This is a genomic window from Coriobacteriia bacterium (genome assembly GCA_041658765.1).
Taxonomy (GTDB): Bacteria; Actinomycetota; Coriobacteriia; order Anaerosomatales; family JBAZZO01; genus JBAZZO01.
In genome coordinates this window covers 18,880-44,725 of the sequence record JBAZZO010000015.1, presented here as the reverse complement: position 1 = coordinate 44,725, position 25,846 = coordinate 18,880, and the positions used below count along the sequence as shown (strand labels likewise).

The following is a 25,846-nucleotide window of genomic DNA, read 5'->3' as shown; positions in this document are numbered from 1 at the left end:
GACTTCACTATTGACCGGGCACGCTGCTGGCGCATATAGTCTAGTGTGACTATACCTGTGGGCGTAGTGTGCCGTGCGCCAGGGGACAGGTACCAGGTCTGCGTACCGATGCCGGCGGCGACCGACAAACACTGCGCTCGTCCGCGCGGTCCGCAGACAGCTCCTGCTGGGGGAGCGGTTAGTCATATGGCCTGGGAATGACGGACCGAGGAAGTGGACGGGCGATGAACAGACGAACGCTTGTGCTGATGGCGATCGCCGTGCTCACGTTGACGCTGGCAGCGTCGACCGTTGCATGGGGCAATCCCGGGGATCCGACCGATCCCTACGCGAACACGAGTTGTCGCTACTGTCACGAGGACACGGCTGACCGTGTCTCCGCGACGAACACGGTGAACTTCCACGTGCCCGCGGTGGACTATGCGACCGCGTGCAAGAAGTGTCACTGGGTCCAGCCGTCCAGTCACCCGTACCACAAGTCCAACTACAAGTGCGCCAGTTGCCACTTCGGTTTCGAGAACGGCAACCGTGCGATGTTCCCGTCCGTCGTCAGCAGCTCGGGCGCCTACTTCGCCTCTGCGGGTTCCGTGACCACCACGGACTACGCTCTCCTGCACACGATCCACGGGACCAGCCGCTGGCCGACGAACGCGCGAGCCACGAACAGCAAGTGCGCAAGCTGCCACGCCCGTGCAGCCTGCCGCGTCTGCCACGCCGGCGTCATCCCCCAGACGCATGGCGACCACACTTGGGACCAGGTCTCCCAGTCGTACAACTCGTCGTTCACCCCGCCCGCCACTCGCGTGTGCACCGGTACCCAGGTCGGTGTCGAGAACCAGATCTCCTCGGCGGTCATCACCGAGACCTGCTACATGGCCGACTGTCACAACGTCTCCACCTCGACCCCCGATGCCGAGCGGGTCGAGGAGAACGACGGTTCCGTCGCCTACGCGCCCGCCCTTGGGGCCGACACCCGGTACAACTGGGTCCAGCGGTCCGACTACCGCATGACCAACAGGCTCGACGCATCGGCTACGTTGACCTTCTACGGGATGAAGGCCAGCGTCATCGGTTGGAAGGGCCCCCTTTGCAGCGCCATACAGGTATACGTCGACGGCGTCTCCCAGGGGACCTTCGACAACTTCCAGTCGGGCGCGACCGTGAAGGGCCAGATCCTCTACACCACACCGACGCTCTCGAAGGCCACCCATACCCTCACGCTCGTGGTGAGACAGGGCGTTTCCGGTTCGAGCAGCCACTACACGATGCTCGATTACTTCACCGTCTACCCCGCCCTCGCGACGCTGAAGGGCAATTGTTCCGATCCGTGTCACGTCGTCAAGCTCTACAACCACGATCCGAACTCGTTCGACCACGTTTCCGGAAGCGGTCCGTCGGTCGAGACGACCGTCAGCGGCGGCTCCAAGAACTTCACTTGCGCTGACTGCCACAACATGCAGGTCTCGTCGATCGGCGGCGAGCACGGACGTGCTAGTTCAGTGTCATCCCCCGGCGCCTTGCCGATGGACTGCACGACCTGCCACCCCGCCTACGCCGACAACACGTCGATCCCGCTGAGCGTCAACGCGTGGAACTCGACGACCCCGAGTCGCACTTGCTACTTCCTTGCATGCCATTCCCCGTCGTCTCCGCGCGCCGCCCACAAGCAGATGGCGTCCGATCACGCGACCCCGACGGCGTCGAACGCACGGTTGTGCATGGGCAGGTGCCATGCTTCTAGTATCGCCACCATGCACGCCAACGCCGTGAAGATCGGCGACGCGACGCGCACAAGCTGCAAGGTCTGCCATACCTCGAACCAGATGCCCGTCGCGGGCAACAATTGCATCGACTGCCACTACGTGATGGAAGGTCATTACTACACAGGCTCCGAACCGACACACACCATCACGAACGCCGAGGCCACCTCCACCTACCTCGGTTTCGCCTGCAACAAGTGCCACCTCACCCAGCTCAATCCCGAGCACCAGAAGGCGAGCTCGCTCGCGACCACCGGAGCGACGCCGGGCTGCACGTACTGCCACGAGCGGTCGTGGTTCCCGACGACCGCGTGGAACAAGACGTGCGGCGCCTGTCACGCTGGCGGTGGCAAGGCTCCGGCCTCGCATACCGCCACACTGACGAAGCATGACTACACCTCGTCGAACGCCTTCTGCGGCGGCAGCGACTGCCACAGCGTCACGGACGCGTCGGTGACGCACCAGACGCCGCGCAGCGACTGCATCAGCTCCTGCCATACGACAGCCACCGTCGTGACCACGGCCACGACGTGCTACTCCGGCACGTGCCACAACGGCAACACCGCTTACCATCCGACCACTGCCGCGGCCCACGTGGGCACGCAGACCGCGTGCATCACCGGCTGCCACGACCTCTACCTCGACACGGCGGTCGGTCACGGCGGCTCCGGCTTGTGCGCCAAGTGCCATGCGAACGCGACCCTCACCGCGGTGACCGGCTTCGTGAAGGGCTCTTACTCGAACCTGTGCACCGGATGCCACAAGTCCGGCGGGGGCGGGCTGAGTTCTCACAACTACCTGCCGGTCGATCCGAACCACAGCACGGGCAACGACACGTCGCACACCGCGACGGGTGACGCTTCGACCGGCAGAATCTACGCCGGCAACGGCGACACGTCGGGCACCGCGTGCACGAACCTGTGCCACGTCACCGCACTCGCTTCCGAGCACGCCACGGTAGTGGCGCAGGGTGCCGGTGCGTCGGCCAACGGCCAGGTCACCTGCGTCGAGTGCCACGCCGACAACAGCTACAACAGTTCGGTCACCGTCCACGCGAACTGGACGCAGCGCAGGTGCTCGAACTGCCACGATTACGCTGCACACGTCACGCACGACACGACGAGCACGCTGCACAACCTCAGCGCCGACGCGTCGAACACGGCGTGCGCGAACACCGGCTGCCACAGTGCGATCACTCCCTCGGGCCTTGCGAGCGACATCGCGGCGCTGCACTCGAGCGCATCCACCTCGACCTTCACGAGCTGCAACGTCTGCCATCGCAACGACGGCAAGGTCCTGGGCATCCGCTCAGGCGGTACGGTCACGAAGTGCGTCAACTGCCATGTCGACCACAGTGCGACCGGCATCCCGTCGCATGACTCGACCTCGTCGAGCGACGGCTGCTCGCAGGCGGGCACCGGCTGCCACGGTGTCAGCTACGCGAACTACGGTGCTGGCTCCAGCCACCGCTGGGGCGACATGTCCTCGCTCGGCGGCGGTTGTGGTGGCAGATGCCACAACAGCTATTACGCGAACATCGTCATCGCGACCTGGAACTCCGGCTTCAACTGCGTGACCTGCCACAAGGCCGGCGCGGGCTGGGTCGGCGGTCACGACTACACCCCGGCCGATCCGAACCACAGCACCGGCAACGACACGTCGCACACGGCCACCATGGCGTACAACCAGTACTCGACGGTCGCCACCGGCGGCGTGGCCTGTAACCTGTGCCACACCGCGACGATGAAGTCGGTCCACACGACGACGAGCGTCGGAGTCGTGAGCTGCAACAGCTGCCACAACAACACCTCACTCGGCTCTACGGGCGTCGTGAAGACGAGCTGGCCGGCGAAGAAGTGCACCGACTGCCACGCCACAAGCCACGACGCCTACGCCTCGGCTCACACGACGGCGACAGGCTGCACCGTCTCCGGCGCGGGTTGCCACAACAGCTCCGACGTGAAGGTCCTGCACTCGAACGCCGCTACCGGCTCGCTGACCGGTTGCCGCGTCTGCCACAAGACGGCCGACATGCTCGTCGGCACGCTCTCCTGCAGCGCGGTCGGCTGCCACACGCCGTATCTGGCGAGCTACACGCCGACCGATCCGGCGCACTCCACCGGTAACGACACCTCGCACACGGCGAACATCACCGCCGGTCTCTACTCCGGTGTCGCGACCGACGGCGTGGCCTGCAACCTGTGTCACACCGCGACGATGAAGTCGGTCCACACGACGACGACCGTCGGCATCGTGGGCTGCGCCAGCTGCCACAACAACACGAGCCTGAACTCCACCGCGGTCGTGAAGACCAACTGGACGAACCGCCTGTGCACCGCGTGCCACGCGAGCAGCCACGACACCTACGCCAGCTCGCACACGACGACGGTCGCCGGCTGCACCAACTCCGGCGCGGGCTGCCACGCCAGCACCGACGTCAAGGTCCTGCACTCCACCGCCACGACCGCCGGTCTCACCGGCTGCCGCGTCTGCCACAAGACGACCGACATGCTCGTCGGCACGCTCTCCTGCTCGGCGGTCGGCTGCCACACGCCGTACCGGGCGAGCTACACCCCGACCGATCCGACCCACTCCACCGGCAACGACACCTCGCACACGGCGAACATCACCGCCGGTCTCTACTCCGGTGTCGCGACCGACGGCGTGGCCTGCAACGTCTGCCACACCGCGACGATGAAGTCGGTCCACACGACGACGACCGTCGGCATCGTGGGCTGCGCCAGCTGCCACAACAACACGAGTCTGAACTCCACGGCGGTCGTGAAGACCAACTGGACGAACCGCCTGTGCACCGCGTGTCACACCTCGTCTCACGACGCCTACGCGTCGGTCCACACGACGACGGTCGCCGGCTGCACCAACTCCGGTGCGGGCTGCCACGCCAGCACCGACGTCAAGGTCCTGCATTCGACCGCCACGACGCAGGGCGGCACGCTCACCGGCTGCCGCGTCTGCCACAAGACGACCGACATGCTCGTCGGCACGCTCTCCTGCTCGACGGTCGGCTGCCACCAGCGCACCGTCTTCTCGCCGGTGGATCCGCAGCACTACTACGGCACAGAGACCTCGCACTCCGCGACGGGTGATGCCGCGACCGGTAAGATCTACTCCGGCGCGGGCGACACCTCAGGCACGGCATGCACGAACCTGTGCCACAGCACCGACCTGCGCGCGGAGCACGCTACCGTCGTGGTCCAGGGTGCGGGTGCTTCGGCCGACGGCGTCGTGACCTGCTCCGAGTGCCACAACGACACTTCGCTCAACAGCACCGTCCAGGTGAAGACGAACTGGCCCGCCCGCACGTGCGCGGTCTGCCACGATTACGCTGCCTACAACACGCACGACACGACGAGCACCGCGCACAACCTGAGCGCCGACGCGTCGAACACCGCGTGCGCGAACACGGCCTGCCACAGTTCGCTCATAGCGAGCGGTCTCGCCGGCGACGTAGCGGCGCTGCACTCGACGGCCGGCACCTCGACCTTCACGACCTGCAACGTATGCCACCGCAACGATGTCAAGGTCCTGGGCATCCTCTCGGGCGGTACTGTCACCAAGTGCGTCAACTGCCATGTCGACCACAGCGCGTCCGGTATGCCGGGCCACGTCGCGGCGAGCGCCGTCAGCTCGAACTGCGCGGAGGCCGGCGCCGGCTGCCATAACAGCCTCGACAACATCGTCGTCCATCCGTGGGGCACCGGCGGAACGCTCGGCGGCGGCTGCGGCGGACGTTGCCACGACGGCACGACGTACTCCGGCATCAAGACGTGGACCCCGAAGATGGAGTGCGAGACCTGCCACATGGCCGGTCGCGTCAAGGGCCACACCTACACGCCGATCGACCCGAACCACAGCACCGGTAACGATACGTCGCATACGGCCACCATGGCGTACAACCAGTACTCGACGGTCGCCACCGGCGGCGTGGCCTGCAACCTGTGCCACACCGCGACGATGAAGTCGGTCCATACGACGACGAGCGTCGGTATCGTGACCTGCGCCGGCTGCCACAACAACACGTCGCTCAACAGCACCGCCGTCGTGAAGACGAGCTGGCCGGCGAAGAAGTGCACCGACTGCCACACCACCACCCATGCCGAGTACGCTTCGGATCACACGACGACGGTCGCCGGCTGCACCGACGCCGGCGCGGGTTGCCACAACACCACGGACGTCAGGGTCTTGCACTCCGCCGCGACGACGCAGGGCGGCACGCTCACCGGCTGCCGCGTCTGCCACAAGACGGCGGACATGCTGGTCGGCACGCTCTCCTGCTCCGCGAGCGGCTGCCACACGCCGTACCTGGCGAGCTACACTCCGACGGATCCGGCCCACTCCACGGGCAATGACACCTCGCACACGGCGAACATCACCGCCGGTCTCTACTCCGGTGTCGCCACCGGCGGCGTGGCCTGCAACCTGTGCCACACCGCGACGATGAAGTCGGTCCATACGACGACGAGCGTCGGTATCGTGACCTGCGCCGGCTGCCACAACAACACGAGCCTCAACTCCACCGCGGTCGTTAAGACCAACTGGACGAACCGCCTGTGCACCGCATGCCACAGCAGCAGCCACGACGCCTACGCGTCGCTCCACACGACCGCGATCGCCGGATGCACCGCCTCCGGCGCGGGCTGCCACGCCAGCACCGACGTGAAGGTGCTGCACTCGACCGCCACGACGCAGGGCGGCACGCTCATCGGCTGCCGCGTCTGCCACAAGACGGCGGACATGCTGGTCGGCACGCTCTCCTGCGGCACGGTCGCATGCCACCAGCGCACCGTCTTCTCGCCGGTCGATCCGCAGCACTACTACGGCACCGAGACGAGTCACGTCTCGCTGCCCGCCAGCATGGGCGCGTACGTCACGACCGCGGGTGCGACCTACAAGAAGACCTGCGCCGACTGTCACTTCGCCTCGCGCGGCGTGACGACCACCGTCGATCTGCGCTCCGAGCACGCGACCCTGCAGACCGGGTACACGGCGCCGAACATGTCGTGCGAGGAGTGCCACAACGACACGTCCCTGAACTCGACCGCGGTCGTGAAGACCAACTGGGTCTCGCGCACCTGCGGCGCATGCCACGGAAGCACATCAGCCACACACACCACGGCGGCGAACGTCGCCACGGCGACCGGCACGCGCCACAACTTCAGCGCCGACGCGTCGAACACGGCGTGCGCTTCTGGCGGCTGCCACACCGGCTTCACGGTGGGCAACATCGCCCGTGGGCACTCGCTCGGGACGACGATGTCGGCCCAGCGGACCTCATGCAACGTCTGCCACGACGACGCCGACACGAACCTGCACACCGTGACGAAGTGCGCCGACGGTCGCTGCCACCTCGACAAGGTGCCCGCCCACGGGCCGTCCCACGACGGCAGCATGGCGCTCGGCGCCCAGGTCGGCATCCTGACCGGTCAGACGTACAAGCTCGGTAAGAACGTCGGCTGCTTCGGCTGTCACTTCTCCGATCTCGTGCGCGAGCACGGCCCGGCGGCGTACATTCCGTCGATCAACGCGACCGGCGCCGGCCGTAGCATGAACGGCGGCAACGGCGGCACCGACGGTTGCGGCGTCTGCCACAACAACAAGGGCACGCCAGGCTCCTACTCCTCGAACGCCTCGATCACGGCCGCGATCACGAACAAGGACCACCGCTGCACCTCGTGCCACAACGGCGCGTCGAGCGGCACGAGCGCTGCGCACGTCCCGACGGTGTCGACCACCGTGAGCTATCTGTCCACGGGCACCATCTGGAAGAATCCGGCGAACGAGTTCGTGGACGGTCCGTCCCGCGGCGGGCACAACTCGATGGGCGTGTGGTTCCCGAAGAGCGCGAACCTCAACGCGACGACCACGGTCTGGCCTATCCCGGCGGACGCCACCTTCGGCATCGGCGGTACGACGCCTTGGGTCGCCAACGGCTACACGACCACGGCCACCCCTGTGCTCTGCTCCGATTGTCACGACTTCGGGACGTGGCTCGCCGGTCCGCAGGGCGCGAACGTGAAGATCACCATCGCGCAAGGCTACTCGCCCTCCCAGTACTCCTCGCCGACGGCGTCTAACTGGACTGCCACGGGCAATAACCGGATCATCTGCGACAAGTGTCACCCGTTGACCACCGTCGTCAACCTGCCTGCTGGTGCGCACACCAACCATGACACCAGGGCAGGCGCGGGCGACACGTGCATCGACTGCCACATCCGCGTGCCTCACGCATGGGTCCGGCCGCGTCTCCTGCGCCGTACGTACGGTGGCGCGGTCGGCAGCGGTGCGGCCGTGAAGGGTGGTGCGGCATTCGGCGTGGCCGCCGACACGCTGCCCTACGCCGACCCGAACCGCTTGGTGCTCGTCGGATTCCAGTGGAAGGCCGACATGACGACCTGGAGCGCCGGAACCGACTGCGTCACCAGCTGCGGCAAGCACCTGGTCAACGTTCCGGCGAACGGGTTCTGGCCGTAGGATCCCGCACGACCGATCCGACCGATCGGTATCAGGGGTCCGGGAAGCGTGAGCTTCCCGGACCCTTTCCTCTCGCCCGATGGACGCGGACCGTGCAGGGCGGCATGATGGTTGCACTAGGTGACCTTGTGCTTCCGGCAGAGCGGAGGTCCCGTTGGCGGTCGACGCACCACCTACCGATCGGCTCCGCCGTTTCGTGACGGTCGTCTTCGCGTTCTCGGGCATGGCCGCTCTCGTCTACGAGGTCGTCTGGACCCGCGAGCTCTCGCTGGTATTCGGGTCGACGGTCTACGCCGTCTCCATCATGCTCGGCGCGTTCATGTCCGGTCTCTCCCTAGGGGGCTTCCTGGGAGGGCGCTGGGCCGATTCCTCACGCGATCTCGGCGAGCTCTTCGCCAAGCTCGAGTTCGGGATCGCGATGTTCGGGCTTCTCTCCATCCCGCTTATCCGCGGACTGCCGACCATCTACTTCACCGTCTACAACACCTTGCACCCGTCGTTCGTCTTCTTCTTCGGGATCCAGCTGGCGTTGTCGTTCCTCGTGATGATCGGTCCGACGACGCTCATGGGAGCGACCTTCCCGGTCGTGTCGAAGATCGCATCGTCGTCCCTGGACGCCATCGGTCGGCAAGTGGGCTCCGTCTACGCGGTCAACACGCTGGGGTCGATAGCCGGGTCCCTGCTCGCCGGGTTCCTGTTCATCCCGTTCATCGGGGTGCGCGGGACGATCTTCGTGGCAGCAGGCATCAACCTGGCCGTCTCGGGGGCGATGATGTGGGCCACGCGCAACGCAATCGCCGCCCGGCGGGTCGCCATCGGAGCGGCCATCCTCGCGGTCGCGGTCTCGGGGAGCCATTTCCTGCCCGAGCCGGCCGTCGCCCTAGGGTTCTATCGGCTCGGGCGCGTGGACTCCCTGGCGTCGTATCGCGAGGCGGCGAAGCGCATGAAGACCGTCTTCAGTCGCGAGGGCGTCTACAGCGATGTCGCGGTCGTGAAGGACTCCGACGGGGGCTTGAGCCTGCACAACGGCGGCATGACCGAGGGCTCCAGCTACAAGGAGGACGGCCAGACGACCCACTTGCTCGCGTACCTCCCCGTCGCCGCGGCTCGAGACCCGCACTCGGCCCTCGTGATCGGGCTCGGCACAGGGTACACGTCGAAGTCGCTGCTCGAGCTTCCGCTGGTGCGCGTCGACACCGTCGAGATCAACCCGGCGGTCGTGCCCGCCTCGCGCTTCTTCGTGGGGGAGCTCTCCGACGATCCGCGCTGGAATCTCCACGTCACGGACGGCCGCAACTACCTGTACAGGACGCGGCGCACTTTCGACGTCATCACCTCGGAGCCGAGCTGGCCGCTGAACAGCGGCGTCTCGCATCTCTTCACCGAGGAGTTCTTCGTTCTGGCGCGCGAGCACATCAACGATGGCGGCGTCTTCTGCCAGTGGCTGCCGAGGTACCTCCTCGAGCGTCGCGACTTCATGATGATGTACAAGACGTTCCACGAGGTCTTCCCTCAGTCCTACGTCTGGTCGCTGGACAGCCCGTCGGTAGGTTCGAACGAGCTGTTCCTGGTCGGGGTGAAGGGCGGCGAGCGGATCGACCAGGATGAGGTCGGCCGGCGTGTCGACACGCTCCTCGCCGATCACGGCTTCGCGCAGACCCCCTTCCACCCGTTCGAGTCGGTCCAGACGATGGCGGACAGCCTCACCGATCCTACGGTGCCGCTGAACACCGACGATCACCCGTATCTGGAGTTCAACGTCGTCAAGAACAGGATCCGCTGGTTCAACGCGAGGCGCTGAACGAACGTTAAGTTCCCTCGTCCGAACGGGTCTACGAGCCTCTCCGGCGTGCTATTCTGGAGGCGCCGATACTGCCGTGCGGTATCGCGCGCTGTCATGCGCCTGCACGCACATGCCGCGGAGGTTCAGTGACCGACCTGGAGGACGCGCTCCTCGATCTAGAGGGCGAGATCGACGACGGAAGTATCCGGCCTTGGCGCCGGAAGTCGCTGACGGTCGTACTCATCGCGATGCTCCTCACGATGTGCGCGGTCACCACGCTCGTCGACACGTGGATCGCGAGCGGCCCCACCTCGGTCAAGACCCTCGCCTCGGACCTGCCGTGTCTGCGGTGTCACATCGAGTTCATCGCGAAGATGAAGATGGCCTCCGTCCACTCGCCCCTGGTGAACAAGGAGTGCACCATCTGCCATACCCCCCACGGCGATCGCGTGGAGAAGCAGACCATCCGCGGGATGTCCACTCGCTGGCAGCAGACGAAGACGGCGATGCAGTGGCTTCCGCTGCAGTGGTTGTTCTCCGTGTACAAGACACCTGTCGGGCGGCTCGGGGTCGTGAGCAAGGGCGGAGTGGTCAAACGGTCGTACGCCAACGTTAAGGGGGCCGACTCCGTCCTGACCGCACCACGCGACCAGGTCTGTTGGATATGTCACGGGAACCTCGGTCCCGAGAAGAACATGCCCTACCAGCACCCGCCGTTCGAAAGGGGATACTGCACGAACTGCCACGACCCGCATTCGTCGGACTACCGCGTCCTGCTCAAGTACGACGAGCGCGACCTGTGCGTCTCGTGTCACCGCGTGGGGGACGAGATGTCCCGCAAGCAGGTGCATCCGCCCTTCGCCGGCCGGTTCTGCACGAACTGCCACCTGCCCCATGCATCGAACTACCGCGCGATCCTCGCGCTCGACCAGCGCGACCTGTGCTTCACGTGCCACCCCACCGTCGCCAGTGTGAGCATGAAGCCCGTTCAGCACCAACCGTTCTCGCAAGCCAATTGCACCGGCTGTCACGAGCCGCACGGGTCCGACGACCTGCCACTGCTCCGTGCAGCGCAGCCGGACCTCTGCTACGGCTGCCATCCGGGCGTTCGGCTCGACTTCCTCAAGCCGAGCCACCATCCCGTCGAGGCCGCTGGGCTCGTGCTCTGCGCCGCGTGTCACGATCCGCATGCGAGCGACTACGAGAAGCTCGTCATAGCTCGCGACAACGACCTGTGCTTCCAGTGTCATGCGCTGCGCATCGAGGCGAACTACCAGAAGTCCGGGCACGGCAAGGCGCTGTGCATCCGTTGCCACACGCCGCACGGCTCGGACTACACGCCGATCCTGCGCCTTGAGAACACCGCACTATGCATGACCTGCCATAACGTGCGTTTCACATCGAACAACACGCATCCCGCTGTCGGCTGGGACGTCCGAGCGCGCCGGACCCTCTCGTGCTATTCGACGTGCCACGACCCGCATGGTACCGTCTTCACGTTCATGCTCCCGTTCCCGAGCGGCCACGACGCTCTCTGTCTCGAGTGTCACACCCGCATCGGCGTCACCGACTAGGGACGCGAGAGACCACCCGTGCGCAACCCACTCGATGGCTTCACCGACCCTGCGCGCCGTCCGAGGTACATCCTGACGGCGGGAGTCGTCGTCCTGCTGCTCGTCCCGCTCGTGATGACCGCGCTCGCGGTGGCGTCGAGCCGCTGGTTCTGCGCGAACGCCTGTCACAAGGTCCAGGACGACACGATCGTGGCGTACAACCACTCCTCCCACGACAAGGTCTCGTGCATCGCGTGTCACGTACCGGCCGGCGCCGACCCTGTGACGTTCCTCATCGACAAGTCGAAGAAGGTCGGTGAGCTCTACCTCACGGTCACCGATCGCTACTCCCTGCCGCTGAACCCGGAGTCCGAACTCGCGCAGAGCGAGGAGATGCCTTCCAGGCAGTGTACGCAGTGCCACTCCGGCAAGCGGCGCGTCACGCCCTCGAGGGGCGTGATCATCGACCACGACGTCCACGCCAAGAAGGGCATCACGTGCGCGATGTGCCACAACCGCGTCGCGCATCGTGAGGACTTCACCCTCAAGCTCCCGGGCAACCGCAAGCACGAGGACTTCGCCACGATGGAGGGATGCGTCCGCTGTCACGGGCGCGGGACCGGCTCCAAGGCCCCCGGCGCCTGCTCGACGTGTCACCCCAAGGGATTCGAGCTCAAGCCTCTCAGCCACCTCGTGCCGGGCTTCTACACGAAGGGCGGCATCGGCTCCGCTTCACGAGGGCACGCCGACCTCAAGAAGGAACGCCCGGAGTATTGTAAGATGTGTCACGATGAGCCGGCGTTCTGCACGGCGTGCCACGGGCTGCTCATGCCGCACCCCGAGGGATTCACGCGCGGTCACGGGACGCTCGGCAAGACAAGGACCGATGTCTGCCTGAGGTGTCACGGTACGGTCGCGGGCGGCAAGGAGTTCTGCAACGCCTGTCATCACAAACAGGCGGACCCGCGGTATCCGTGGCTGCCTCAGCATCCCGGCATCGTCCGGCAGACCGGCACGGAGCCCTGCTTCGCATGCCACAAGCCGTCATATTGCGCGCACTGCCATGTGCGGAGGATCCAGTAGGGCCGCGGACACGCGGGCCGAAAGGCGACAAGGAGCTCGATAATAGTGACCGACGAACGCGCACCATACGAGCCTGACGAGGGGAACGACGAGTACTACGACGACGGCTACGACGTCCGGCCGCATCGTGACTGGCAGGACGCATGGCTGCTTCGCGTCGCGCTCATGCTCCTCGTCGTCTTCCTCGCGAGCGGTATCTCGCTCGTCCTCTACACGCTGTCGATGCGCGGCGCGCCCCGCACCGGGCTGGAGAGGGCGGTGACCATGGACGAGGTCGCCGTGAAGGAGAACCCGAAGGACATGCAGAACTGGGCCAGGCTGGCGCTCGCGTACAACCAGTCCGGCCGGTTCAACGACGCCATGCGCGCGCTCGATCAGGCCAGAGAGATCGAGCACTCGCCGGTCATCGACCTGACCGAGGCCGACATACTCAGGATCGCGAAGCGCTATGACGAGGCACTGAGAGCCTACAACGCTCTCGAGAAGTTCACGAACTCCGAGTACGACAGGTACGTGAAGGAGCGCAAGCGCAGGGGCATCATCGTCACCGGTCAGAACGAGGTGCTCTACCTGTGCCTCTACGGCAGAGGCCAGGTCTACGACGCCCTCGACGACAACGACCGCGCGATCGCCGACTTCCGCAAGGCCGCGGGCATCATGCCGACCGACGCCGAGGTATGGGTCGAGTTCGCCAAGCTGCTCGTCAAGGACGGCCGCGACAAGGAGGCCGCCGACGCTTACCGTCAGGCGCTTCGCTATATCCCGGACTACAAGCCGGCCCTTGACGGGCTCAAGCGACTCGGCGAGGAGTAGAGGCTGACATGGATCGCATCCCGACTGAACAGGAGCAGGGCGCAGGAAGGCTTCGAGTGGTACTCGTCGCCATCCTCCTACTTCTCACCGCGCTGCTGGCGGTACTGGGTTTCTTCTTCGTGCGCGTCCTTCATCCCGCCGGGGCGCCCACAAGGCGTGTGCTGGCGTCCGGCGGCATCTCGTGGATCCGCTCGATGTACGGGTTCGGACCGGCAGCCGACGAACAGCTGCTCGATCCGACCTCGGTCGCCTTCGCGCCTAACGGTGACGTATATGTCTCCGACCCCCAGCGCTCGCGTGTCATGCGCTTCGCCGCGGGCGGCGCGTTCAAGAACCTCGTGCACACGGGGATGGGCGGGAGAGGTCAGGGGATGCTCGGTCGCCCCGAGGGCATGGACACCGATGCGGCCGGCAATCTCTACATCGCCGACAGCGGCAACGACAAGATCGTCGTCTTCAACAACGCCGGGAGGTTCGTCCGCGAATGGGCCGTGCAGGCCCCGCGCGGGCTCGAGGTCGAAGGGAACAACGTCTACGTCCTCGCTCCCGGTGCCGTACAGGTCTTCGACCTGCAGGGTCAGCCGCAGGGGCGCTTCGGCCGGCGCGGACGCGGTCCGGGCATGATCGACGCCTATCAGGGCATCGAGACCGACGGCAAGACCATCTATATCGCGGACTCGCTCAATCGCCGCGTCGAGGCGTTCGACTCGACGGGGAAACTGCTGTGGACGAGCCCCGGGATCGGCCCCGACGGTGCGCCCAATGCGGGCAACGAGGACATGTTCGACCTGCCGCAGGACATCACGTTCGACGGCAAGGGCCGGCTCGTGGTCATCGACGCGTTCAAGTTCCAGATGATCCTGCTCGACCCCAAGACCGGGAAGCTCATCAACGACTACGGCGACTACGGCACCGACGACGGGACGTTCTTCTACCCGACCGGGATCGCGTACGACAGAGCGCGCGACTGGTTCGCCGTCGCGGACACCCGCAACCTCAGGGTCCAGCTCGTCCGGTTCCCGGGGTCCGGCGGGTCCGGTGCGTCGGCGTTCCGGCGCGCCATCTACAGCCCGTACAGGTACTGCTCCGTGCCGCTCCTGCTCCTCTTGATCGCGGTGATCGTCGCCGTCATGAGCAGGCGCAGCATGGCCAGACGGGCGGCGTATGAGGAGCAGTACGCCTGAACGACCTGGTGGTGGCGCGAAACGGTGACTGTTCTTAGGGAATCTGAAGGCGCGCTATTGCAGCGGACCCTGCGAGGTTGATAGAATCAAGATGTAATGGGCGGTCTCTAGCGGCATTGCGCCGCCTGTGACGCTATTCCAACGCAAAGGAGGTGCAAGAATATGAAGAAGATTGCTTTGGTATTGGCTCTAGTGGCGGTGTTCGCGCTTGCGATGTCCGCTGCGGCTTTCGCCACGTACGGCGACAGTTCGTACCTCTCGTGGCCGTCGGTCTCGGCCGACAACTCGGCTGTCAACGGCTCGCAGTCTCCGCACGGCGCCTACGCTCAGAACACCAAGAAGTGCGTGGTCTGCCACGCGGTCCACAACGCGGGCGTCAACGGTGACGGTGCGAACTCCGAGGCCCTGTTGCTCTCGACCCGTGCGAACGCGTGCACGTACTGCCACGTCACTGGCAGCGTCTCGAGCAAGAAGGTCTATGGTAGCCTCGCCGCGAACTACGAAGGCGACAGCAACCAGGCTCACGACACCAGCGGCTGGGCGAGTGCGTTCGGCTGCAAGGACTGCCACCAGGTCCATGGTGCCACCGCCGACATGACGGGCAACACGTACCTGAATCAGAAGATCCTGAAGAAGGGCGCCGCGTACGACGAGGGCATCGTGACCGCCGCGAATCCGACGACGGCCGCCGCCATCTCGAACGAATCGTCCAACGGGGTCGCGGTCTCGAAGTGGTGCACCCGCTGCCACCAGTACTTCAACGACCAGCAGGATCGTGATTCGCACGTCATGACCACGACGCTCGACAACGGGATCACCTACTCCATCACCAACACCTGTAAGTCGTGCCACAACAGCACGAAGGTCACTGGTGTGGTTGTAGCCTCCGCGTTCCCGCACTACACCGACGGTGCGCGGTTCCTGACCGGTTCCTCGAACGCGAGCGGCACCGGGTCTGTTGAGACCACCGACTCGAAGATGGACGGCATCTGCCTCCGTTGCCATCGTGACGGCAGCGCGGCTGGTGTGGGCTGGACCGAGTAACACCAGCTCAACAGGGTATCTGATGTGCCGCTCGGCTCAAGCCGGGCGGCACATCTGCGTCTCCCGGGGACTGCGCCGCAGGTGGGCATGGTTCTTGCTTGTTAAGAAACCTGAAGGAATGGTCCCTTCTATGAGCGAAGCCGCAGGTGGGAGGTGTCGCTTAATGATGCTAAACGGTCGTTGACGCACCGCGGGTCGTCTGGTAGTGTTTGAATGCACAACTGTACAAGTGGATGTGTGTCTTCTCGCGGGGTCTGCGTTGAACGGGCCTCAGCCTCACGAGGAAGGAGGTGTGGTTTTGACAAGGAAGACGATACTCGCCTTCGTCCTCGTCGCGGCGTTCATCCTGGCTCTAGCTGGGATCGCGAACGCCACGTACGGTGACAGTTCGTACCTGAACTGGGGCAGCGTCTCGGCGTACAACTACAGCGTCGACGCGAGCTCCACTTCTCCGCACGGCAGGTACACGCCGAACTCGAAGAAGTGCGTTGTCTGTCATGCGACCCACAACGCCGGCGTCGCCGGTAACGGCGTGGGTTCCGAGGCTCTGTTGCTCTCGGCACGCGCCGACGCATGTACGTACTGTCACATCACCAGCAACACGAGCTCTCTCAAGGTCTACGGCGGAGTACAAGCGAACTACCAGGGTACCGACTGGAAGAACGCTCACAACTACACGCCTGGCCAGTCCGTGCAGTGCAGCTTCTGCCACCAGGTGCACGCGGCCAAGAACCTCATGACGCCGAACGCGTACCTGACCCAGAAGATCCTGTACAAGCAGACTGCGGGTTCGTACTCTGCGAACGCCGGCACGCCTACAGCGATCGACTCGCCCGATGTCGCCGTCTCCAAGTGGTGCACGTTGTGCCACACGGAGTACTACAACCCGACTTCGGGCACGGCGGACTGGCAGTCGCACCCGCTCGTCGCGGCCGACAACCAGCACGCGTTCCTAGGTTCGACGACGTGTGTGGCGTGTCATGCCAGCAACACGATCAGCAGCGTAGTACCGAGCGCTTCCGCGTTCCCGCACTACACCGACGGGGCGAGGTTCCTTGTCTCCGCGACCGCTTCGTCCGGTGCGGGCTCGACGCCTGCTACCGATACGAAGATGGACGGTATCTGCATCCGGTGCCACCGGAACGGATCCGCTCCTACGTCCGGCGTCGGGAACACGTTCTAGTCGCAATGCACGTGCATGACCATCACCTGTCGGCCAGAAGGGCCGGCATGGGGGAATAGTGAAGGTGGATCGATGAAGAAGACAGCTCTTGTCATCGCCCTCGTGGCCCTGTTCGCGCTGGCCATCACCAGCAGCGCGTTCGCCACGTACGGCGACAGCTCGTACACCGCGTGGAGCAGCGTCAAGGCCGACAACTCGGCCGTCAACGGCTCGCAGTCCCCGCATGGCGGCTACGCACAGAACACCAAGAAGTGCGTCGTCTGCCACGCGGTCCACAACGCCGGCCCCTCTGGTAACGGCGTGGGTTCCGAGGCTCTCTTGCTCTCGAGCCGTGCCGATGCATGCACGTACTGCCACATCAGCAACGCTGTCTCGACCAAGATCGTCTACGGTGGGACCGCCACGAACTACAACGGCGGCTCCAACGTGCGCGCTCATGACGCCAGCGGTTGGGCGAACCTGTTCGGGTGCAAGGACTGCCATCAGGTCCACGGCGCCACGGCCGACATGACGGGCAACACTTACCTGAACAGCAAGATCCTGAAGAAGGGTGCCGATTACGACTGGGGCATCGTCACCGCCGCGAACCCGACGACGGCCGCTGCCATCGCGAACGAGGCTTCGAGCTCGGTCGCGGTCTCGAAGTGGTGCACTCGTTGCCATCCCTACTTCAACGATCAGCAGAACCGTGACTCGCACGTCATGACGACGACGATCGACAACGGCGTCACGTACTCCATCACCAACGCATGCGAGTCGTGCCACAACAGCACGAAGGTCAGCGGAGTCGTCGTAGCCTCCGCGTTCCCGCACTACACCGACGGTGCGCGGTTCCTGACCAGCGCCACGTCGACGACGGGCGCGGGTTCGGCTGACTCGACCGACACGAAGATGGACGGCATCTGCCTCCGTTGCCACCGCGACGGTCAGGTCTCCGCCCTTGGTGTCGGTGTGACCGAGTAACACCGCTTCTCCTGAGCGCCTAGAGCGCCTCAGCGATAGCGACGAAGGGCCGTCCGGCGGATACGCCGGGCGGCCCTTCTCTCGTGTCCGGATGCCGTGTCGTGTGACGCATCGCGACTGGGTCGTGCCGATAGTGTGTGCGGGATAGCGTGGGGGACGCACGGAGCGCCAACGCCCGGAGCGCTCCACGACGGGCCGCTCTCCCGGGCCCGTTCCGGTCGTGTCTCGCCTACCGGGTCTTCGGGTGGCACACCCCGCAGAAGTCCGGCGTGTGATGGCACGCCTCGCAGTAGAGGGTGTCGGTCGGGTAGGTCTTGTGGCGCTCGAACCAGTCCGAACCGTGGGCGTTGAAGTCCTGGTGGCACTGCTGGCACTGCAGGGGCGGATGACAGCGGAAGCACAGCCGGTCCTTGCCGGTGAACGCCGCAGCGCGCGCGTGTGACCGAGGGTCGGCGTAGTTCGCGGGGTGGGGCATGCGCAGCCCGTGGCAGGCATCACAGCGCTTCTGGGCGTGGCAGCCGCCGCAGGTGGGCTTCTCCGGAAGGTTGATCTTCCCGAAGGTGGCGTTCCGTGGACGGATCGACACATCGGGGCCCCTGAGATGGCACAGAGTGCACTCCACAGAGACTTTCCGGCCGTCGTGGCAGCGCAGACAGGGTCCCATCCCGACCTGTGAGCTCTTGCCGTGTCCCGCCCCCCGATGGCAGTCTTCGCACGACGCCCCGGCGGAGAGTATCTCCTTGTGCGAGACGGCCACGGAGTTCGCGGTCACGATGGTGCGACGTGCGATCTCGCCGTGGCAGTCGAGGCACAGCAGCGAAGATACGGCGGTGACCCCCTCGACGCGCGTGGCGGTCAGCTGCAGGTAGACGCTGTGGGTGCGCCCCACGAACGCTTGCCCGATGGAGAAGCCGGGTCGCCCTTCGTGGCAGCGGATGCAGCGGATCTTGGCGTGGCGCGACGCTTTCCACGAATCGGAGAGCGACAGCATCGTATGGCACGAGCGCCCGCAGTAGGTGTTGGTGGACGTGCTGACGTAGGCGTAGCCGAGCGCCACGACGACGAACAGCACGGAAGGCACCCACAGGAGCCACATGGGAAGCGATCTCCGGGCCGGCCTGGAGGGCGGCCCCGGCCCGTCGAATGCGCCCGGGCGTCTCGACTGGGGCCTGCGCCGGTCGTTCGCGGGAAGCGCCCAGGCGAGCAGGAGCAGGATGATGATCAGGGCGAGGAGCGTGATGATGGCGAGACCGATCGCCGTCGCGACGAGGTTGCTCGTCGGGTCGCGCAGCAGCAGGCGGATCGCCTCTAGGTATCGGGATGCCACTATTCGGCGCCTCCCTGCGGCACCTGGGGCAGGATCCCCTGAAGGTTGCCGTCCGTGGCGCCGGGGTGCGCGTGCCTGACGTGGCAGTTGGCGCAGTCGAAGTCGGTGTGGCACTTGAGGCACACGGGGTCGCGGGCATCGCGCGCGATCGTAGGATGCTGCTTCAGGAAAGCCTTCGGGTGGGGCATGTCGACGCCGTGGCAGTCACGGCACCAGCCCTTCACATCGTGGCAGGTAGAACAGCGGGATTCGGGGAGGACGGCTTCGCGTCCGTGCTCGGCGGAGAAGTTGCCTGAGTGGGGTATGCGCGTCCGGTGGCAGGTGACGCATTTCTGAGGCGGGTGGCACGTCACGCAGGTCTGCAGGTCGCCGATCCCATGCGTCCGCTCCCAGTTGCGGCCGTGAGTCACCTGCCACGGTCCGGTCTTGATCCGGTCCGTCTCGAGCTTGCCGGTGTGGCAAGCGTCGCACTTGAGAGAGGCGCGCCGCTCCAGATGACATACGACGCAGTCGTCCATCACCGGCTCGCGCGCCCAGCGGACCGCGCGGCCGTGGGCCACGCTCGTGTGGCACGCGTCGCACGGCGTGGGCTCCCCGGCACACTGCCAGTGGACGATCACGAGCCCGTGCACCTTGGTCTTGCCGCCCACTAGCACCTTCTCGTGGCAAGACGCGCAAGCCGTCCGTGAGATGCGCGGACCGGGTCCGGAGAGCTTGCGACCCACGATGGCCGCGGGATACATCCTGAACCACTCATCCGCTTTCGCGGCCGGGAACGACCACATCCCAGCGGGCAGGTGGCAGCGATAGCAGGTGACGCCGTCGTGGGCGGACGAGTGGAGCGCGTCCGCCTGGGGTCCATGGCACTTGGCGCAAGCGAAGGGCTGCGAGGACAGGTCGATCGCCACGACCAGCGCCGTGAGCAGCACCGCGGCGACCGCGGCCGAGGCGATGGCGGCCCGCTTCACCTTCGGAGACAGGGGCGGCTTCGGTCGGCGCGGCGGGCGCGGCGGGCGCGGGGTGGTGGAACGGGGCGCCCGCGGGGGTCTTGGGGGTCGCGGAGGCCGGGGGCCGCCGGGGCCCATGCGCGGACCGCCCGCGCCCGCGGGCGGGCGGGCCTTCGGTGGTTTGAGCTTGAGCTTGGGCAGGCGGAATCTCACGTGTCGGGCTCTCCGAGCATCACAAAAAGGGGTGGTCTTCTATGGCCACCCCCGTCTGGCGTCGCTCCCGTGCCCGTATTCTACTCGCCGGAGGGTGGTTTGTCAGCGCGCGCCAGGGCGCGCATCCGCTGCCGCGGCTGTTCGGGGAGCGGGAACTCCATGGCGGCGCGGGCGTACGAGCGCGCGAGGTCCGGACGTCCGGTGCGGGCAGCCTCGATCGCCGCGGCGTAGTCCCAGAGCCCCGTCGCGGGATCGGCCTCCTTGCCTGCTCGGACGGCGCGCTCGAAGAGCGCCCAGGAAGGTCTCCCGGTGAGCATGTCGAGCGCCTGTGCGACATCCGCGATCGTCAGGGCCGTGGCGACATGCCAGCGTGCGGCGTCGCCGGCCCCGTCGGCCAGCGAACGCGCCTGAGCGAGCGACGAGGCCGCCGAGGCGGGCTCCGCGACGGCACGTCCGACGAGTCCCTCCATCACCGCCACGGAGTACGTCGGGTCCGGCCAGATGAAGAAGGCCTCGGACGCCGCGGCTAGGCGGCCGGTGCCGGACGCGGCCCGCACCCACAGGGACTCGGCTCGCAGTGGCCGGAGTCCGAGGGCGGCGACCGCCAGCGCGAGTGACGCCGCAACCGCAGCCGCGCCGACCCGCCAGGTCGCACGCCGAGGAGCCGGGTCGGCCGAGGCCGGTCTGGCGGCTCCGACCAGCGAGCCGGCGACCGCGGCCGCCGTCAGCGACGGGAGCACGCCCACCCACGCGAAGAGCAGGGAGACCGACCATGCGGCGAGCCCCGCGACAGCGCAGATCACCGCGCGTGACGAACGGCTCGCGCGCACGGCGCCGGCGAGCGCGAGCCCGACGGCCGAGGCGGCGACGATCCCGAGCGCGAGACCGACGAAGCCTCCCGAGGCCGCAAGACCGAGTACGGCATCGTGAGCGTCATACGCGCCGGATGCGGAGAGTGTCCCGGAGGCCGAGACGTCCCACCGCCAGAACGCGGAGAACTGCTCGGGTCCCTTCCCGAACAAGGGGTGGATCATCGCCGTGCGGGCAGCGGCCCTCCAGAGGTCGATCCGGTTCGTCGAGACGGCGCGAAGGACAGCGGGAACGCGCTCGGAGATCGCCAGGGACGCTATGACACCGATGGTGACCAAGGTCCCGAAGATCGTGACGGCGATGCCGAGTACGCGACCGAGACGGCCCCGAGCGGCGTCGCGAACGAGGATCGTGCCGGCCGCGACGCCCACCGCGAGCCCGACGAATGCTCCGCGCGAGGAGGCGAGCGCGATCCCCAGCCCGACGATCCCGAGCGAGCCGATCGCGGCCGCGCGCTCGCGGGGATCGCGGGCGAGCAGCGCCCAGGCCCCGGCGCAGCCGATCGCGACGAGCAGGCCTTCCGCGAGGGTGATGGAGTTCTCGAACACGCCGGAGGGAGCGGTGGCATAGCGCTCGGCGTAGGCGAGCAGCCCGAGCCTGTCGGCGACGGCGGAAAGCGAAGCGAGCGCGCCCGCCGATGCGACGACCCGCAGCACGCGCCGGCAGTCCCTCGGGCCGCCGTAGAGCGCATAGGCCGCGAACACCGACCAGGCCGCGACGGACGCGAGCAGGCCACCGTGCTGTCCGAAGAGCCCCCATAGCGAGATGCGCGGCTCGGGCGCGAGCGTCGTGCAGACGGCGAGCCAAGGGAGCGGGATCCCGGCGAGCGCCACGAGGAGGAGCGTCGGGCGATGGACGGGCCGCGTGTCCAGCAGCGCCAGCGCCCCCGCGGCTCCAGCGGTCCCAACGCTCGCGAGCAGTGCGACGAGGGGTCCCATGGAACGCGGAGAGAGCGCCACCGCCGCCCAGGCGAGTGCGATGCACCCGGGCAGGACCCAGTCCTTGAGCGCCAAGCCGGCCGTCGACGGTGCGCCGGCGACTTCGGGCGTCTGGACTTGGCGCTCATCGTACATGCGGCACCTCACGGTCGGATCTGCCGTCTGGAGCGTATAATCTCGGTGCGAGCCCGCCAGTGAGAGAGAGGCGGGCCGCCGAGCGAAAGCATAGCGCAGCGGGGCCATACCGGCACCCGGGCGCATGGAGGCGGATGAAGAGATTGATGCCGTGGAGGGTCAGGAGTGGGGGCGATGCCGGCGTGACGCGGCGGGTCTCCCTGGCGGTCGAGCCCTCCACGTTGTGGAAGTCCCTCGCCGCGCTCCTCATGTTCGGTCTGGCCGCGATCATCATCGTAGCTCTGCTTCCTAGGGAAGACGGCTCGGTCGATCTCGCCGAACCGCCCGCGGACGTGACCGCCGCGGTGACGCCGGCCGGGCACTTCCCTTCGCGCGCGTCAGAGCGCCTGCGAAACCCGCGCGGCATCGCGGTCTCGGACTCTCGGGTGTACGTTGCCGAGGCCGATGCCGGAGTCGTGCGGGTCTTCACGCTCGCCGGGGGCCGGGTCGCCTCTCTTCCCGTACCGCCCGCGCCGGGGACGCGCACGGCGTATCCCGTCTCGGTGGCGGCGCTTCCAGGGGACCGCATCGCGGTCGTGGACACGGCGGGGAGCCGCGTGGTCATCCTAGGGACGGGTCCGGTGCGCGCGGGGCGGGTCCTCGGCGTTCTCGGGGCACCCGGGACGCCCGGGGCGATGCAGCGGCCGACGAGTGTGGTGTCCGAAGCGGGACGCGTGCTGGTGGCCGACGCCGGTGACCGGACCATCCATGTCTTCGGGGACGATGGCCGTTCGCTCGGATCCCTTGGCGCGGATTTGATACCTCGAGTGGGATTCGTCGGCGGGATGGTCGTCGGTTTCGGGAAGCTCTGGGTGTGCGATTCCACCGCGGGCCGCGTGAGGGCGCTGTCTCTCGCGGGCGGCAAGGAGATCGCCACGGTGACGGCCACATTCCGGCTGCCTCGCGGGATAGCCGTCGGTGGCGGGCGGGTCATGGCGGGGGACACGTTCGAACAGGCCGTCGTGCTCCTGTCTCCGGCGGGGGACTGGATCGAGAGCGTCGGCCCGCACGGACTGCGCGCCGTCCCCGGTAGGCCTCCCGAGCCCGGTCTGCGGATCGACGTCGGGCGCCCCGAGGGTTTGGCGTGGCACACGGCGAGCGGTCGTCTCTACATAACCGATGCGGAGGCCGGAGTCGTGCAGGTGCTCAACGTCCGTTCAGCGGGCGCGGATCGATGAACGGGAGCCGGAGTCGAGCCATCCTCGCGATCGTGTGCTTGATGCTCGCGGCGTCCGCTTCGGGCTGCTCTCGGGGCGCGGCATACGAGCATCCCGCGGCGAAGGTGGTGCAGCGACTGCTTGAGACGCGCCAGTCCCGCTCGACGGACGCCTCCGACTACGCGCCCTTCTTCGCGGACGGCGCGCTGGCGGCCCAGGTCGCGGCGGGGACCGCACAGCAGGCGAGATCGGGGAAGGACCCTCTGCCCGACTGGTCCCGCCCCTACGTCGCCACCGTGACCGCCGACGCCGCAGACGTCGTGGTGCGCTGGCGCAGGTCGGAGGGCTTCTCGGAGTGGCCGCCCGCGACCCGTTTCTCGGTCGAGAGGCTCGAGTCGCGCTGGGTCGTCATCGACGCCGTCTCCCTGGGCACCGGCAAGCTGCCGTCGCCCGGCAGGTGAGCCCGGCGCGCGGTCCTCGCGCGACCCCCGGATGGTATACTCAGCCGGTCGCACGTCCGACGCCGATCTGCCGGGTTCGGGGCGGCGGGCGACCGGGGTAGAAACAGGGGAATCCCGCATGCCGAAGGTCGACCTGGTGCTTCTTCATGCACCGAGCGTCTACGACTTCCGGGAGAGTTCCATCATGTACGGGCCGGTCTCGGACATGGTCCCGTCGACCCCGGTCTTCGAGATGTACCCTCTCGGCTTCACCACGATCGCCGAGTACCTCGAGCGCAGGGGATTCCGCGTCCGCATCGTGAACCTCGCGGTGCTCATGCTCACGAAGCCCCGTTTCAACGTGGAGCGCGCGATCCGGGAGATGGATCCCGCCGCGTTCGGGATCGACCTTCACTGGCTGCCTCATGCCCACGGCTCCGTCGAGATCGCGAAGCTCGTCAAGAAGATCCATCCATCGACCCCGGTCATCTTCGGCGGACTGTCCGCGTCGTTCTTCCATGAGGAGCTCGCGTCGTATCCGTGCGTGGACTACGTCGTGCGTGGCGACTCCACCGAGGAGCCCATGGCCAGGTTGATGTCGGCGATCACGCGAGGAGGGTCCGTCTCGGACGTGCCGAACCTCACGTATCGCACCGCGGACGGCTCCGTCGTCGCGAACGACCTCTCGTGGGTGCCGGACGACATGAACGACATCTCTCTCGACTACTCGTACAACATGCGGGCTGTGATCCGGCATCGGGACATGATGGGCTTCGTGCCTTTCAAGGACTGGCTCCAGTATCCCGTCTGCGCCTCGCTCACGTGCCGCGGCTGCACGCACGACTGCGTGACGTGCGGCGGGTCCGCGTACTCGTTCAGGACGCACTTCGGCAGGCGGAAGGTCGCCTTCCGCGACCCCGAGCTCCTCGTTCGCGACATCGCCAACATCCAGCGCTACATCCCAGGGCCGATCTTCGTCCTGAACGACTTCCTACAGGCCGGCCGCGACTACACGGCCGCGTTCATCAGGGGTGTGGGCAAGCTGAAGCTCAAGAACCCCATCGCGTTCGAGTTCTTCAAGCCTCCCGCGGAGGAGTTCTACGCCTTCCTGAGCGAGAACCTTCGAGACTGGAGTTGCGAGGTCTCGGTCGAGAGCCATGACGACGATGTGAGACGCGCGTTCGGCAAGCAGCACTACGTGATGGCCGACGTCGAGGAGTCGATCGCCGCGGCGCTGAGGCAAGGGTGTTCCCGGTTCGACCTCTACTACATGACCGGGCTTCCGACGCAGACCGCGGAATCGGTCATCGGGACCGCGGAGTACTCGGAGTCGCTCTACTCGAAGGTCGGGAACGACCGCAGGCTTCTGCAGTTCGTCTCGCCCATGGCGCCGTTCCTCGACCCCGGCTCGATGGCCTACGATGATCCTGCACGGTTCGGGTATCGGCGGCTCGCCGACACCCTCGAGGAGCACAGGCAGCTGCTCGTCGAGCCCTCGTGGAAGCAGATCATGAACTACGAGTCCCTGACGATGACGAAGGACGAACTCGTCGACGCGACGTACGTGGCCGCGCTCGGGCTCAACCGCGTGAAGGCGCGAGCGGGCATCGTCTCGACCGAGGTCGCCGCGACCACCGAGAGCCGGATCCTCTCCGCGAGGGTCGCCATGACGCGCATCGACGCGTGTCTCGACCTGCCCCCGGCACAACGCACGGCGGGTCTCGCCGCATTGAGGGAAGAGGTCGCCAGGCTCAACGAGTCGACCGTGTGCGAGAAGTCCGAGCTGAACTGGCCGGCGAACGCCAACCTCCGTCACGTCGTCAACGTCATCGGCCTGTGGTTCCGGGAAAGCCTCGCCTCGCTGTTCTCGCCGATCACGATCGCCCGACGGCGGTTCGCGGCGCGTCACGCGGGGGCGTGAG

The 25,846-nt window shown here is 66.7% G+C and carries 15 protein-coding genes; 12 read left to right on the top strand and 3 right to left on the bottom strand.

What is annotated here, in order from left to right; translation table 11 throughout:
- The first annotated feature begins 224 nt into the window (after positions 1-224).
- From WC971_09080 to WC971_09040, 9 genes are all read left to right on the top strand, one after another.
- On the top strand, positions 225-8,252 hold the full coding sequence (locus tag WC971_09080; protein MFA5844964.1) for a hypothetical protein: 8,028 nt from the start codon (positions 225-227) through the stop codon (positions 8,250-8,252).
- Between the two features lie 154 nt (positions 8,253-8,406).
- Positions 8,407-10,053, top strand: coding sequence for a fused MFS/spermidine synthase (locus tag WC971_09075; GenBank protein MFA5844963.1), 1,647 nt, complete (start codon positions 8,407-8,409; stop codon positions 10,051-10,053).
- Positions 10,054-10,181: 128 nt separating this feature from the next.
- Positions 10,182-11,609 (top strand): cytochrome c3 family protein, encoded by a 1,428-nt coding sequence (locus WC971_09070; protein MFA5844962.1) that lies wholly within the window; start codon positions 10,182-10,184, stop codon positions 11,607-11,609.
- A gap of 18 nt (positions 11,610-11,627) precedes the next feature.
- The gene (locus WC971_09065) at positions 11,628-12,671 is read left to right on the top strand and encodes a NapC/NirT family cytochrome c (protein ID MFA5844961.1); all 1,044 of its coding nucleotides are present in this window, start codon (positions 11,628-11,630) and stop codon (positions 12,669-12,671) included.
- Between the two features lie 45 nt (positions 12,672-12,716).
- Positions 12,717-13,484, top strand: a complete 768-nt coding sequence (locus tag WC971_09060; protein ID MFA5844960.1) for a tetratricopeptide repeat protein — start codon at positions 12,717-12,719, stop codon at positions 13,482-13,484.
- 8 nt (positions 13,485-13,492) lie between these two features.
- Positions 13,493-14,668, top strand: a complete 1,176-nt coding sequence (locus WC971_09055) for a hypothetical protein (protein MFA5844959.1) — start codon at positions 13,493-13,495, stop codon at positions 14,666-14,668.
- A 162-nt stretch (positions 14,669-14,830) separates the two neighbouring features.
- On the top strand, positions 14,831-15,712 hold the full coding sequence (locus WC971_09050) for a hypothetical protein (protein ID MFA5844958.1): 882 nt from the start codon (positions 14,831-14,833) through the stop codon (positions 15,710-15,712).
- Between the two features lie 298 nt (positions 15,713-16,010).
- The gene (locus WC971_09045) at positions 16,011-16,895 is read left to right on the top strand and encodes a hypothetical protein (GenBank protein ID MFA5844957.1); all 885 of its coding nucleotides are present in this window, start codon (positions 16,011-16,013) and stop codon (positions 16,893-16,895) included.
- A gap of 72 nt (positions 16,896-16,967) precedes the next feature.
- Positions 16,968-17,858 carry a hypothetical protein gene (locus WC971_09040; GenBank protein MFA5844956.1) on the top strand — a complete coding sequence of 297 codons (891 nt, stop codon included), beginning with the start codon at positions 16,968-16,970 and terminating at the stop codon, positions 17,856-17,858.
- Positions 17,859-18,087: 229 nt separating this feature from the next.
- On the opposite strand, the gene WC971_09035 is transcribed toward WC971_09040, so the two are convergent.
- From WC971_09035 to WC971_09025, 3 genes are all read right to left on the bottom strand, one after another.
- Complete coding sequence (locus WC971_09035) at positions 18,088-19,185, bottom strand: NapC/NirT family cytochrome c (GenBank protein MFA5844955.1); 1,098 nt, start codon at positions 19,183-19,185, stop codon at positions 18,088-18,090.
- The gene (locus WC971_09030; GenBank protein ID MFA5844954.1) at positions 19,185-20,153 is read right to left on the bottom strand and encodes a hypothetical protein; all 969 of its coding nucleotides are present in this window, start codon (positions 20,151-20,153) and stop codon (positions 19,185-19,187) included. The genes WC971_09035 and WC971_09030 overlap by 1 nt, the downstream gene beginning before the upstream one ends.
- Before the next feature lie 272 nt (positions 20,154-20,425).
- A complete protein-coding gene (locus tag WC971_09025; protein ID MFA5844953.1) occupies positions 20,426-22,288 on the bottom strand; it encodes an O-antigen ligase family protein in 1,863 nt (620 codons plus the stop codon).
- 134 nt (positions 22,289-22,422) lie between these two features.
- Here WC971_09025 and WC971_09020 point away from each other — a divergent pair, with 134 nt between their 5' ends.
- The 3 genes from WC971_09020 to WC971_09010 all read left to right on the top strand — a co-directional run bounded on the left by WC971_09020 (position 22,423) and on the right by WC971_09010 (position 25,845).
- The gene (locus WC971_09020) at positions 22,423-23,505 is read left to right on the top strand and encodes a hypothetical protein (GenBank protein ID MFA5844952.1); all 1,083 of its coding nucleotides are present in this window, start codon (positions 22,423-22,425) and stop codon (positions 23,503-23,505) included.
- Positions 23,506-23,537: 32 nt separating this feature from the next.
- On the top strand, positions 23,538-23,945 hold the full coding sequence (locus WC971_09015) for a hypothetical protein (GenBank protein ID MFA5844951.1): 408 nt from the start codon (positions 23,538-23,540) through the stop codon (positions 23,943-23,945).
- 118 nt (positions 23,946-24,063) lie between these two features.
- On the top strand, positions 24,064-25,845 hold the full coding sequence (locus WC971_09010) for a TIGR04190 family B12-binding domain/radical SAM domain protein (GenBank protein ID MFA5844950.1): 1,782 nt from the start codon (positions 24,064-24,066) through the stop codon (positions 25,843-25,845).
- Position 25,846 lies beyond the last annotated feature (1 nt).